The organism is Mesorhizobium sp. LNHC252B00, assembly GCF_000502955.1.
GTDB lineage: Bacteria > Pseudomonadota > Alphaproteobacteria > Rhizobiales > Rhizobiaceae > Mesorhizobium.
In genome coordinates this window covers 28,879-41,436 of record NZ_AYWO01000030.1, presented here as the reverse complement: position 1 = coordinate 41,436, position 12,558 = coordinate 28,879, and the positions used below count along the sequence as shown (strand labels likewise).

10 protein-coding genes and 2 pseudogenes are annotated in these 12,558 nt (G+C 61.2%); 10 read left to right on the top strand and 2 right to left on the bottom strand.

The window, feature by feature from the left end; all coding sequences use genetic code 11:
- Nucleotides 1–9 precede the first annotated feature (9 nt).
- Nucleotides 10–597, bottom strand: a pseudogene (locus X744_RS144445) (DUF159 family protein); the annotation flags it as partial.
- 209 nt (nucleotides 598–806) lie between these two features.
- Nucleotides 807–990, bottom strand: a pseudogene (locus tag X744_RS1000000172640) (DUF2130 domain-containing protein); the annotation flags it as partial.
- Between the two features lie 449 nt (nucleotides 991–1,439).
- Here X744_RS1000000172640 and X744_RS144450 point away from each other — a divergent pair.
- From X744_RS144450 to X744_RS144495, 10 genes are all read left to right on the top strand, one after another.
- Nucleotides 1,440–2,441, top strand: coding sequence for a LacI family DNA-binding transcriptional regulator (locus X744_RS144450; RefSeq protein ID WP_245266827.1), 1,002 nt, complete (start codon nucleotides 1,440–1,442; stop codon nucleotides 2,439–2,441).
- A 192-nt stretch (nucleotides 2,442–2,633) separates the two neighbouring features.
- Entirely contained in the window at nucleotides 2,634–3,647 is a 1,014-nt protein-coding gene (locus X744_RS144455; RefSeq protein ID WP_023762014.1) for an SIS domain-containing protein, read from the top strand.
- 28 nt (nucleotides 3,648–3,675) lie between these two features.
- Nucleotides 3,676–4,998 (top strand): extracellular solute-binding protein, encoded by a 1,323-nt coding sequence (locus tag X744_RS144460; RefSeq protein WP_023762013.1) that lies wholly within the window; start codon nucleotides 3,676–3,678, stop codon nucleotides 4,996–4,998.
- Nucleotides 4,999–5,006: 8 nt separating this feature from the next.
- Complete coding sequence (locus X744_RS144465; RefSeq protein WP_031260983.1) at nucleotides 5,007–5,969, top strand: sugar ABC transporter permease; 963 nt, start codon at nucleotides 5,007–5,009, stop codon at nucleotides 5,967–5,969.
- Nucleotides 5,966–6,826: a carbohydrate ABC transporter permease gene (locus X744_RS144470; protein WP_023762011.1), complete on the top strand. Its 861-nt coding sequence runs from the start codon at nucleotides 5,966–5,968 to the stop codon at nucleotides 6,824–6,826. Before X744_RS144465 ends, X744_RS144470 begins: the two co-directional genes overlap by 4 nt.
- 21 nt (nucleotides 6,827–6,847) lie before the next feature.
- Nucleotides 6,848–7,702: a sugar phosphate isomerase/epimerase family protein gene (locus X744_RS144475; protein WP_023762010.1), complete on the top strand. Its 855-nt coding sequence runs from the start codon at nucleotides 6,848–6,850 to the stop codon at nucleotides 7,700–7,702.
- Nucleotides 7,699–8,565, top strand: coding sequence for a PfkB family carbohydrate kinase (locus X744_RS144480; RefSeq protein ID WP_023762009.1), 867 nt, complete (start codon nucleotides 7,699–7,701; stop codon nucleotides 8,563–8,565). The genes X744_RS144475 and X744_RS144480 overlap by 4 nt, the downstream gene beginning before the upstream one ends.
- Nucleotides 8,562–9,980: an FAD-binding oxidoreductase gene (locus X744_RS144485; RefSeq protein WP_023762008.1), complete on the top strand. Its 1,419-nt coding sequence runs from the start codon at nucleotides 8,562–8,564 to the stop codon at nucleotides 9,978–9,980. Before X744_RS144480 ends, X744_RS144485 begins: the two co-directional genes overlap by 4 nt.
- A 307-nt stretch (nucleotides 9,981–10,287) precedes the next feature.
- Nucleotides 10,288–11,115, top strand: a complete 828-nt coding sequence (locus X744_RS144490; protein ID WP_031260982.1) for a transporter substrate-binding domain-containing protein — start codon at nucleotides 10,288–10,290, stop codon at nucleotides 11,113–11,115.
- A gap of 144 nt (nucleotides 11,116–11,259) precedes the next feature.
- Entirely contained in the window at nucleotides 11,260–12,540 is a 1,281-nt protein-coding gene (locus tag X744_RS144495) for an FAD-binding oxidoreductase (protein ID WP_023762006.1), read from the top strand.
- Nucleotides 12,541–12,558 lie beyond the last annotated feature (18 nt).

The following is a 12,558-nucleotide window of genomic DNA, read 5'->3' as shown; positions in this document are numbered from 1 at the left end:
GTTCATCCATCCGACTTGCTCTACCTGCAGCGTGCCGGGTGAAAGAGGCTTGATCAGCGACTTGGCCGACACCGAAGGGTCGAGCCAATCCGCCCACGCGCTGCGATCGAGGATGACGATCTGCCGGTCGCGGTAGGGCGCGATGTCGGGTCCTGGCTCCATCGTCAGCATGGTGAATGCCTCGCCGACCTCAGGCGTTTCACGCCAGATGCCAGCGATGCAGAAGATCGGCTCCTCCTTCTTTGTGAAGAGCCACTTGTCCTTGCGCTTCTTCTTGGGGTCTTCGGGATCGGTGAATTCGTAGAAGCCGTCCGCCACGATCAGGCAGCGACCGGAGGTGAATTCTCGGCCCTCCGAACGGAAATTATAGACCGGCCGCCTGTTTGGTCCGGGCCAGCTCCAGCGACGTTGCATCATATCACCTTCGCCTCGGACGCCCTCGATCGTCCTGATGATCGGCGCCACGTCCGTGATCTTGATGTCCTCGCGCGCCTCGAGGTTCGGCGCTCCTTCGCCGAAGCGGATTTTGATCTTCAGGTCGGCGAAGTCCTCCACGATCGAAGCGACATCCACGGTCAATCGATAGTCATTGCACATCGGTCCTCCGTGGGTCCTCCGTCTGATCGCATCGCACCGCGATCGTGTTCCTGTTTTGTTCGCGCGGACATGAGCGCGAAGGTTTTCGATTCCACACATCGCTCGATGAACGCCGTCTCATCATAAGGCGCTCCGGGAGCGATCTTGGGATGGCAGAGCTGCCTTGGGGTCTTCAGCCCAGCGAAGTTGGAGGCAGGCCGTAGCCGGTCGACGGTCGACTCGACTACGCCTTGTATTTGAGTCTCCCGCTTGGCCCACAGGCGTGTTGTGGCGTTGCGTTCCTTGGCCAGGTCCTCCTGCATGACAGAGAACTTTTCGACGATGGCCTCGACGCGGTGGCGGAACCCGAGGGTCGGTCAGATAGCCATAGACCTGCTCCATTTAGGTGGCTTGGCTGTAACGCCAGAATCGTCCACACAGCCGGAGCAACGAAACGACCAGAGGCCGATTCGAAGCGTAGAGAATTGTACTTTCTTCTCAGGTTATTAGGTTGGTGCTCGGCCGACCGTGTACCAACAAAGATACCAACAAAATATTTCTGTGGATTGGTTCCGTTCCCAAACGTCGCCCTACTCGCTCGACGAGCCCCCACTCCTTGTCTGGTTTTTCGAGCCAGGATAAGGCGCCGCCGGTGAGCCGACCGGCCAGAGTTCGCAGTTTCAGCACTTCTTCCAAAATCGATGATAGGACGCTTGAGGAAAGAGCGTGCACAAGCTGCGTTGGAAGTTTGAGAATTCGCGGATATGCCGCACAAGATAAATGCAACGCAGAGCCGGAAGCACGATGCGATCAATGTCAGGGTCGCAGGAGGACAAGTAGCCGTGACGCAGAAAGGGATCACCTTGAAGGACGTTGCCGCCGCGGCCAATGTGTCGCGCGCCACGGCGGCGCGTGCGCTCAACAGCTACGGTTATGTCGGCGACGAGACCGCGCTGCGGGTTGTGGAAGCCGCCGAAAAACTGGGCTATCGGGCCAATCTCGTGGCGCAGGCCCTGCGCAGCGGTCAGTTGCCGATCGTCGGCTTCGTGCCCGGCGATATCCAGAATCCGTTCTTCGCACGCATCGCCCACGACATCGAGGTTGAGCTCCGCAAGCATCGCCACAACCTGCTGATTGCCAGCAGCGAGGAAAATGTCGAACAGGAAAAGGAGCTGTTGGAAAGCCTGCGGTCGTTGAGCATCCGCGGCTTCATCCTAGCGCCAACCTCCGCAACCGACAGCGAGCACATCGTCCAGCTGGTGCGTGAAGGCGCGCCGGTCGTGCTGATCGACCGCGTCGTCAAAGAGCTGCACTGCGACAGTGTCGTCGTCGACAATGAGGGCGGGGCGGGCGAGGCCGTGGACTACCTCGTCGCCAATGGCCATCAACGGATCGGACTGCTGCGCGACGAGTCGCGCATCTTCACCGCGCAGGAACGTCTTGCCGGATACCAGAATTCATTGCAATCGCATGGCATTGCGCTCGACGAATCGCTGATCAGCGTGTCGCGCTCGACCGTCGAACATGCCGTCGACGCAACCATCCGCCTGTTCAGCCGCCGCAACCGCCCGACGGCCCTGTTCACCGTGGACAGCCTGATGACCCAGGGCGCACTTCTCGGTCTGCGCTCGATGGGCCTGTCGATCCCCCACGACGTGTCATTGGTGGGCTTCGACGACTTCAATCTCGCCACCTTCACCGACCCCCAGATCACCGTGGTGGCCCAGCCGATCTCGGAGATCGGGCCGCTGGCTGCCAAGCTTCTGCTGGAACGGTTGGCCGGCAAAAAGATCGCGCCTCGCCATATCCGGTTCCCGACGCGCCTGATCGTGCGCGGTTCGGTTGCTCGATTCAGCAGGCGCTGACAACGCCGGGATTCCTCCGTTACCAACAATTTTGTCGGCAAGGGCTTGCCAACCGCGGAATTGCATGGCCATTATCCGGATGTGAGATCGATCTCACAGTGGCCGGGACTGATCAAAGGCTGGTGAGACGGGCGCTTCGATCCTTGCGCCTGGATAGAGGCTCTACCGCATCCGAGTACAAGGAAGAACTACATGCTGAACTTCGACAAAGATCGCTTCATAAGGATTCAGAGCGGGGCCGTTGCCATCGCGGGCGAGGCGCGCTCGCTCATGCGCACGCTGATTTCGGAGGGCGTCGAGCGACTGTTTTTCATGGGTACCGGCGGCGTGCAGCTCCTGACGCTCCCGGCGATCGAATTGGCGCAGCGTTACTCCACCTTCCCGGTATGCGCGGCATATCCGGCACAGGTCGTGCTTGACCCGCCAGCCGGTCTCGACAGCAAGGCTGTGGTCGTCATCCCTTCATTGTCGGGTACGACAAAGGAAGGCGTCGAACTCATGGCCTTCCTAAAAAAACGGGGCGTCCGAACGATCTCGCTCACGGGCCATTCGGACTCGCCGATAGCGCGGGAAGCTGACCACAACTTCACGAATTTCGCCGAAGACGACACATCATCGGAATCGTTCTACCTGCAGACGTTACTGATCGTCTTGGCGCTTCTGGCCGAACGTGGCGAATATGACGGCTTCGATGCGACCGTCGCCGAGCTCAAGCTGTTGCCGGGCCTGCTCGCCGATGCCAAAGCCGCGTTCGAGGGCAAGGCCGCCGAACTGGCGGGGACGATCAAGGACGAAACCTATCACATCTTCACGGGCGCAGGATCGGTTTGGCCCGAAGCCAACTACTACGGCATGTGCATCCTCGAAGAGATGCAGTGGATCCGCACCCGCCCTGTGCACGCCGCGGACTTCTTTCATGGCACGCTCGAACTGGTCGAGCCAGGCGTCAGCGTCTTCGTGTTCAAAGGCGAGGATGCGCTTCGCCCGTTGGCCGACCGGGTCGAAAATTTTGCCAAACGCTACACGGACCGTGTTCGTACGCTCGACGCGGCCTCGGTCAAGTTGCCGCGCATTTCCGCCCAGGTGCGGAGCATGATCTCGCCGGTCCTGCTTGCCACCTTGCTCGAGCGGCTGAGCGCGCATCTCGAGGTGCTGCGCAATCACCCGCTGACGACACGTCGCTACTACAAACGCGTTGAATACTGATCCACTCTCACCTCTGAAGGAGCTGCTAATGGAACGTTCGCTGCAAGTCGTGGCGGTCACACTGGCCGCGGTATCATCATTGGGGCTGTCGATGGTCGGCAGTTTCGCCGCTTCAGTGCCGGTTGCGGCCGACCCCAGCGCCAAGGTCGAGTATAGCGGCACGCTGTCGGTCCTGACCAAGTTCGGACTGCAGCAGCTGTCGCCCTATTTCGTCAATCTTGCGCAGGACTATGAAAAGCTCCATCCGGGCGTGAAGGTCGAACTCATTCAGGAGAGCGACGACAGCGTGAAGGGTAAGACGAAGACCTTGGTTGCTTCGAACTCGCTGCCCGATATCTACTTCTCCTGGACAGGAAGCTGGGGTGGCAACTTCGTGCGCGGCAATCGCGCAGTTGACCTGAGTGCCGTCATCAGCCCCGACACCGACTGGGGCAAGACGCTCTCTCCGGCCGCTGTCAAGGCATTCGAATACAATGGCAAGTTCTATGGCATTCCACTTTACCAGGATGCCAAGTTCATGGGCTACAACAAGCAGGTCTTCGCCAAGCTCGGCCTCAAGGCGCCAGCCAGTTTCGAGGAACTGTTGACCAGCTGCGACGTCATTCGCAAGTCGGGCGTGACACCGATTTCGTTCGGCAACAAGGAGGCCTGGCCGGCAATCCACTTTGCAGGCCAGTTGCTCGCCTACAACGTGCCGCAGGCAAAACTGGAACGCGACTTCGACCCGGCCACTGCCGACTACAGCGATGCAGGTTATGTCGCAGCGCTCAAGCAGTTCAGCCAACTTGTCGAGCGTTGCACTGATGGAGCCGGCGTCAACGGCACGTCTTATGCCTCGGCTCTCCAGGCCTTCACCAACGCGCAGTCGGCCATGTACTATCAGGAGATCATCGAGTTCGATCAGGCCGCCACGCCGGATTCGGCCCTGAAACCCGCCGATTTCGGGTTCTTCAGACTACCGGTGCCCACCGGCGCCAAGGGTGATCCAAAGTCGATCGAGGGCGCGCCGGAGGGCTACATGATCAATGCGGCATCGAAGAACATCCCGCTAGCGATCGATTTCATGAAGTTCGCGACCTCCAAGGAAAACGCGCAGGTCCTGTCAGCGCCACCCTACGGCCAGCCGAGCGCCACCATCGGCGGCGCCTCGGAAAAGAACATGAGCGCTGCTGTCGTTGATGGTCTCAAGGACATCAACGCGGCCTCCTATCTCATGCCCTGGTTGGACACGGCCAACCCGCCACGCGTCGCCGCCGTCTGGCTCTCCAGCCTGCAGGCGCTGGCAGGTGGCTCGATGACGCCCGAACAAGTGATGGATGAGGTGCGCAAGGCCGCATCCGCAGTCAAATAAAGCAGACCATGGCAAGGGCCTCGGACACAATGGAGAGCGGCGCCGTGCTTCGCGGCGTCGCCAGGCCGCAACGGCCAAACAGGCCGCGGGCCCGCTTCGCCAATCTGTCGTCGTTGCGATGGGCGGCGATTGCACTCATCCTCATCGGCTGGTTCGTCTACTATCCGATCGTCGACAATTTCATCGTCAGCACCACCGACCAGGACATCTATACCGGCGAGGTCACCAATGTCGGCCTTGCCAATTACGACCGGCTGCTGCATGACCCGGTCGTGCTGCTGGCGCTGTGGAACAACTGCCTCTACGCCATCATTTCCGTTATCTTCCAGGTCTTCGGCGCGTTCCTGCTGGCGGCCATCATCGAGGACCTGAGGAGCGAACGCTGGCGCCGTCTGTGGCGCGCCATCTATTTCGTGCCGTCGGCCATCTCGATCACCGTGACCGGACTGCTGTTCTATTTCATTTACCAGCCGCAGATCGGCTTGCTGGATGCCGCGCTCAGCCGCGTTGGTCTGAGCCAGTTCGTCATGCCCTGGCTCGGCAACGAGCACACCGCCATCTATGCCATCATCGCCATGAGCCAATGGCAGGGATTTGGCTACTCGACGCTCTTGTTTGCCATCGCCATCCAGAAGATCCCGCGCGACCTTTACGATGCCGCAACGATCGATGGCGCCGGTCCGCTGCGCCGGCTGTGGAGCATCACCTTTCCGCTGACCCGGGAAATGACGGGGCTGATGATCATTGTCACGATCACCGGTGCCTTCCAGGTGTTTAACGAGGTCATGGTCATGACCGCGGGCGGGCCAAACAACAGCAGCCAGGTGCTGGGCACATGGCTCTACCAAAAGGCTTTTATTGAGGACAATTTCGGCTATGGCGCGGCGATTGCCGCCGTCATCTTCGTGCTAACCATGCTCACCGGCGCGGCACAGCTCTGGTACACGAAGCAACGGCGGGTGCAGTTATGAGTGCGACGGTCGCAGCCGGTCGCAGCCGGCATGTCAATGTATGGTCGGCCATCGCCACGACTTTGCTCTATTCCTTCCTGGTCTGCCTCGCTGTGATCGTCATCTATCCGCTGATCTGGATGGCGCTGAGCGGCTTCAAGGACAATGCGCAGATCTTCGGCGATCCCTTCGCTCTGCCTGTCCATTGGTCGTGGAACAATTACGTCCAGGCGTGGAACCAAGGGGTTCGTGGATATGTGACAGTCTCGGTGCTGGTGACCGTCGCGTCGGCCATATGCACGGTGCTGATCAGTGCCTGGACGGCCTTCGGCCTGACCCGCACGAAGATGCCGGCAAAGCCTCTGGTTATCGCCATCGTTCTTGGCGGCTTGATGCTCAGCCCCACCGTGGCGATCATACCACTGGTGAAAATGTTGCAAGCGCTCGGTCTCTACAACACCTACTGGGCGCTGATCATTCTCTACACGGCGTTCCGGGTCCCGTTCACCACCTTCCTGATCCGTGCCTACATGCTGGATCTGCCTGAAGACATCGACGAGGCGGCGACGATGGACGGCGCCAGCGAGGGTCAGATCTTCTGGCGCATCACCTTGCCGCTGTGCCGGCCGATCATCATTTCGTGTGTCATCCTGCACGTCCTTTTTGCCTGGAACGAATATCTCTTCGCCATGATCTTCACGAGCGGCAGCGATGTGCAGACGTTGCCGGTTGGACTGACGTCGATCATGGCAACGCACGGAACCAACTATGCCGTGGTCTTCGCGGCCATGACGATCTCGGCCCTGCCCATCGTGGTCGTGTTCTTTGCCGCGCAACGCTACTTCATCCGTGGCTTGGCCGAAGGCATCGGCAAATAACAATTCCCGAAAGGAGCCTTCATGCCGCAGCTTGCTGCCCATCAGCTGATCGGAGCCAATTTCAGCTTTCAGCACATTCCGTTTGATGAGGTTGCCAGGACGATCCGCGACTTCGGCATGAGGGAGATCGAATTGTGGGGGATTGCCCAGCATCTCGACCTCTTCCACGCCACCGACACACGGGTCGAATCCGTTCGTCGGGTGCTCGCCGACAGCGGCCTGTCCACGTGGTGCTTCACGCCAGAGCAGGTTCTATATCCGATCAACATTGCCTCAGGCGATGAGGACCTGCGCCGTGACAGCATCGAGCGGTTCTGCCGCGCGGCGGACATCTGCGCGGCACTGGGCGCCCGTTACCTGTTCCTGACTCCGGGGCGAGGCTACGAGAACGAGGCGCCGCAGGTGGCATGGGATCACGCCCTCGAGGGGCTTGCCATGATCGCCGCTCATGCCGGCCGAAACGGTGTCCGGTGCCTGCTGGAGCCACTGCAACGATTCGAGACCAACGTCATCAATGACGCTGCTGGCCTGCGCCGCATGCTCGACCAACTCGGCGCTGACAACATGGATGTTGTGCTGGACACGGTTGCCATGGCCACTGCCGGCGACACGGTGGCCGGCTATGTAGACCTGTTCGGCGCTCGGCTTGCGCATGTCCAACTCGTCGACGGCACGCCGAGCGGACATCTTGTGTGGGGCGACGGCATACTGCCGCTCGGCCGCTTTGTCAGCGAATTGGCGAGCGCCGGATACGCGGGCAAGATCACCTTCGAGCCGTTCGGCAATGGATGCTACGCGCTGGATCCGATAGGGGCCTGGACGCGCTGCCTCAACGCTATCGAGCCGTACCTGAATCGCGCAACGGTGCTGGCATGACGTTGAAGCAGCTTGTCGCTGTCGGGGATAATTGCCTCGACGCTTACCTGGCCAGCGGTCTGCTTACCGTCGGTGGCAACGCCCTGAACGTCGCCGCGCAATGGCGGCGCAACGGCTGGACGGCACGGTATTTTGGCGCTGTCGGCGAGGATGCCGAGGGTGACATGGTACTTTCCGAATTGGTAGGCGTCGGCCTTTCGCCGGATGACGTCGAACGTCGCCCCGGCGACACCGCGGTCACCTTGCTTCGCGACGAATCCGGGGAGCGCAAATTCCTGCACGAATCCTTCGGGGTTGGTGAGAGCTACATGCCGTCGCCGGAGCACTATGCGATCATCGCCGCAGCCGACTGGGTGCATCTCGGCACCAATGCCAACAGAGACCTTGTCCGCCGGATGGTCGCGGATCGTGTGCCGTTCAGCATTGATGTATCGACGGCACATCTGGCACTGCCGCTCGGCGGCGTGCCGATGCTCTTTGCATCCGGCCCAGACGATGTCGATGTCCCCATCGAGCCATTGCTATCCGCGCTCAGGGCCGCCGGCGCGAGCCAAGTGGTTTTGACCTGCGGCCGTCGCGGATCCTACTTTGACGATGGCTCGAATGACATAGTGCATGCGCCGGCGACGCTTGTCGATGTCGTGGATACGTGTGGGGCCGGCGACAGTTTTATCGCCACTTTCCTCGCCGGCTTCCGTTTCGACGGCCTTCGCGCCTCGGAGGCATTGCACGAGGCTTCAATCGCCGCGGCGCAGACCTGCACACATCTCGGCGGGTTTCCCCAGAGACCGCGTCCCATACCAGATTGGCTGCCGGCCAAATATGCCAGCTTCATTGCCGACGCCCAGGGAGCCCGGCCGTGACGACACTGCGTCTGCGACAGCCGAAGGTGGCGCTTCCGTCCGACCGGTCCTTCTGGCTTCAGGACATCGGCGCCGACACCGCGACCGCACCGTTGAGAGGCGACGAGCGCGCCGACGTGGTGATCGTCGGTGGGGGCTATACCGGCCTGTGGACGGCGCTGCGCATCCGTGATTTGGCGCCGGAAACACGGGTCATCGTGCTTGAAGCCGATCTGTGCGGATCGGGGGCGTCGGGACGCAACGGCGGCCAAGTCCACTCTTGGTTCGCCGAAATCGATCAGATCAGTGCCGTCGTCGGCCTCGAAGAAGCGCGACAGCTCTGCGCCGACACGGTGGCGTCGATAGCGGAACTGAAGGCGCTGCAGCAAAGCGGCACCATCGACATGGATTTGCGGTTAGATGGATGGCTGTGGACCGCGAGCTCATTTGCCCAGGAAGGCGCCTGGGAGAACGCCGTTGCGATGACCGCAGCGGCCGGAGAGAACCGTTTCAGGCCGCTGACGGTCGAGGACATAGAATGCCGGACCGGTTCATCCGCATCCTATGTCGGGGTCGTAGAGAGCAATGCGGGTACGGTTCATCCCGCCAAGCTGGCGATCGGATTGCGCAATCTTGCCTTGGCACGCGGCGTCATTATCCACGAGCGCAGCCCGGTCCTCGACATCGAAACCGGCAGGACGTGCACGCTGCGAACGGCACAAGGCAGGGTGCGGGCAGAGAAAGTTGTGCTTGCCGCGAACGCATGGCTCTCAGCGCTGCCGGAACTGCGCCGTCATCTCTACGTCGTCGACAGCGAAGTGGTCGCAACCGCCGCCGTGCCCGAACTGCTCAACAGCATTGGTTGGCGCGATGGTGCCTCAATCTGCGATTCACAGGCACAGGTCCTCTACTACCAGCGCACCAACACGGGCAGGGTGGTCTTCGGCCGAGGCAGCGGCAATTTGGCGTTCGCCGGAAACTTCGGCGCCAGCTTCAACCGCAGCCCGGAGCACGGCCGTGACAATGTGCGGGAACTGCACAGAGTCTATCCGGCGCTGCGTAGCGTGCGGGTCGAGTATGACTGGTCAGGTCCCATCGACTGTGTACCCGAACACGTTCCGGTCTTCGATCACCTGCGCGGCCATCCCAACATCTTCTACGGCATGGGCTTCAACGGAACCGGCATCGCGCAAACGCCGATTGGCGGGCGGATACTGGCCAGCCTCGTGCTGGAGCGCAACGATCGCTGGAGCGCCAGCGGGCTGGTCGGCATCGAGCGTCGGATGTCGCTCCCGCCCGAGCCGTTCCGCTATCTCGGCGCCAAGCTCGTCCGCGGCGCGGTGCGCCGCAAGAATGAGGCCGAGATCCGCAACCGGAAGGCGGACAGGATCACCAATCTGCTGGCTGGGCTCAAGCCGGGCCACCGCAAGAAATAAGCGACGTCCAGAGCGTCTTGTCCTTCACGCCACCAAGGAGGATACGATGGCCGATCTGCCCTTGATGCAAGTCACGGAAACTTCACGACAGTGCCGCCGATGCGTCGCTGTAGCCGCCGATTGTCGGCGCGTTGCCGGCAAAATAAAAGCTGGCCGGGTTTTCTTTCCAATCGCTGAAAAAGGACTTGATCCCCTCGTCGATATGTGTACCTAGTCTGGTATGAGATCGATCTCATGTTGCGCTCTCAAATAGCCCTTTCTCTATGGGGGAGGGCGCATATATCTAACGATGAAGAGGGAGATTTAAGTGAGGAAATTGATCGCGTGGCTGGCCTTGGCCACTACCACGCTTGCGTTCGCGTCTGCGGCGTCGGCGGGTGAAACCATCGACCGGGTTACCTCGAAGAAGGCAATGGTGGTCGCCACAAACAGCGGCTGGCCGCCGCAGAGTTTCCTCGACGACAGCAATCAGTTGGTCGGCTTCGACATCGACGTCTCGAAGGAGATCGGAAAGCGCCTCGGTGTCGAGGTCAGTTTCGACACGCCGGACTGGGCGACGATGACGGGCGGTCATTGGCAGGGGCGCTACGATCTGGGTGTCGGCTCGGTGACGCCGACCAAGGCGCGGGCCAAGGTGATCGATTTCGAAGGCATCTATTATTACAGCCCCTACGTTTACGTGGTTCACAAGGACAGCCCGGCCAAATCGGTCGCCGACCTGAACGGCAAGATCATCGGCGTCGAGACCGCCACCACGTCGGAGGATTTCGTCCGCAGACAGCTTGAGATCGATGCTCCCGGCTTGCCGCCCATCGAATACAAGCTGGAGCCGGGTGAGATCAGGACTTTCGCCGACTCAATGCTGCCGTTCGACGATTTGAGGCTCGGTGACGGCGTGCGCCTCAACGCGGTCATCGCACCAGAACAGACAGCTCAGAACGCGATAAAGAACGGCTACCCGTTGCGTATCCTGGAAGGCGGCTATGCTTTCCGTGAGCCACTGGTGGTGATCGCGGAAAAAGGTGATGCCGAGTGGAATGCCAAGATCGGCGGCATTCTCGACGAGATGAAGAAGGACGGTACCCTCACGAAGCTGACCACCAAGTGGTACGGCAAGGATTACAGCGCCGACTGAGGAGCGTCGTGGACGAAGCTTGGGCGGGATGCATTCAAATTGAACATCCCGCTCCATCTGTTTTGTTCAACCGCATTTCTGCGACACCGGGCGGCTCCGCCCGGCTTCAAAATGCTCTAGTGCCGCCATCTCATCATATCGATCATGACATATCCTGACACTTATTACCGACGCACGCTTGCCGACAATACCATCAGACCGCCGCTGAGCGGCGTTTCGCAGTGCGAAACAGTCGTTATCGGCGGCGGACTGGCAGGCCTGACGACGGCGTTGCAGCTGGCTCGCGCCGGCCAGCAGGTCGTCGTGCTTGAGGCGCAGCGCATCGGCTTCGGCGCTTCCGGTCGCAATGGCGGCTTCGTCAATCCCGGCTTCGCCACAGGCACCGACAACATCGCCGCGATGGCCGGCGTGGACGCGGCACAAAAACTGCACCGCCTGTCCATCGAAGGCGTCGATTTCGTGCGGCAGACGATCCGCGATCTCGACATCAAGGCGGCAGGGCCGCGCTCCGGTATGTTGAGCGTGCTTCGCCACGATGGCGGCGCCGCGCTCAAGGCATATGCCGAGCAACTGGCGCGGGATTTCAACTATCGGCTCGACTATCTCGAGCGCGACCAGGTGCGAGCGGTGCTGCATTCCGAGCGCTACTACCAAGGCTTGCGCGACCCCAGCGCCTTCCACATGCATCCGCTCAACTATCTCCGCGCCATTGCGGGCGAGATCGAACGGCTGGGCGGCAGGATCCACGAGAGATCGGGGGCCGTTGAAGCCAACCTTGACGGCGCGGAAAAGATCGTGCGCACCGACGGCGGCCACGTGCGCGCCCGCCAGGCCGTATTTGCCACCGGTGGCTATACCGGGCCACTGGTCGGCAGGCTGAAGCGGGCGTTCCTGCCGATCGCCACTTACGTCATGGTGAGCGAGGAGGCGCCTGACCTGATCGCCAAGGCGATTACGACAACCGACGCCGTTGGCGACAACCGTCGCGCTGGCGATTATTACCGCATTCTCGAAGACGGCAAACGGCTGCTCTGGGGCGGGCGCATCACCACGCGGGCGGCCTCACCGGGCGTGTTGGCGTGGCAATTGCGCCGCGAGATGGTCACAACTTATCCGCAGCTCGAAAAGCTCAAGACCGAACTCGCCTGGTCCGGGCTCATGTCTTATGCCCGCCACTTGATGCCCCAAATCGGCGCGTTGCAGCCGGGCGTCTGGTACCTCACGGCTTTTGGCGGCCATGGCATCAACACCACGGCGATCGCCGGCAAGCTGATCGCCGAGGCCATACTGGGAGAATCGGACCGCTACCGGCTGTTCGCACCATTTGGGCTTGCCTGGGCAGGCGGCCCGGCTGGACTTGCAGTCGCGCAACTTACCTACTGGAAGCTGCAGGCGCAGGATTGGTGGCGCGAGCGCGCCCGCTGACCATAAGGAGATCGAGGA

What these genes read in the sequence shown, in the direction of transcription:
- X744_RS144475 (WP_023762010.1), top strand. Translation starts at nt 6,848, where the DNA reads ATGCCGCAGCTTGCTGCCCATCAGCTGATCGGAGCCAATTTCAGCTTT.
- X744_RS144470 (WP_023762011.1), top strand. Translation starts at nt 5,966, where the DNA reads ATGAGTGCGACGGTCGCAGCCGGTCGCAGCCGGCATGTCAATGTATGG.
- X744_RS144465 (WP_031260983.1), top strand. Translation starts at nt 5,007, where the DNA reads ATGGCAAGGGCCTCGGACACAATGGAGAGCGGCGCCGTGCTTCGCGGC.
- X744_RS144455 (WP_023762014.1), top strand. Translation starts at nt 2,634, where the DNA reads ATGCTGAACTTCGACAAAGATCGCTTCATAAGGATTCAGAGCGGGGCC.
- X744_RS144480 (WP_023762009.1), top strand. Translation starts at nt 7,699, where the DNA reads ATGACGTTGAAGCAGCTTGTCGCTGTCGGGGATAATTGCCTCGACGCT.
- X744_RS144495 (WP_023762006.1), top strand. Translation starts at nt 11,260, where the DNA reads ATGACATATCCTGACACTTATTACCGACGCACGCTTGCCGACAATACC.
- X744_RS144460 (WP_023762013.1), top strand. Translation starts at nt 3,676, where the DNA reads ATGGAACGTTCGCTGCAAGTCGTGGCGGTCACACTGGCCGCGGTATCA.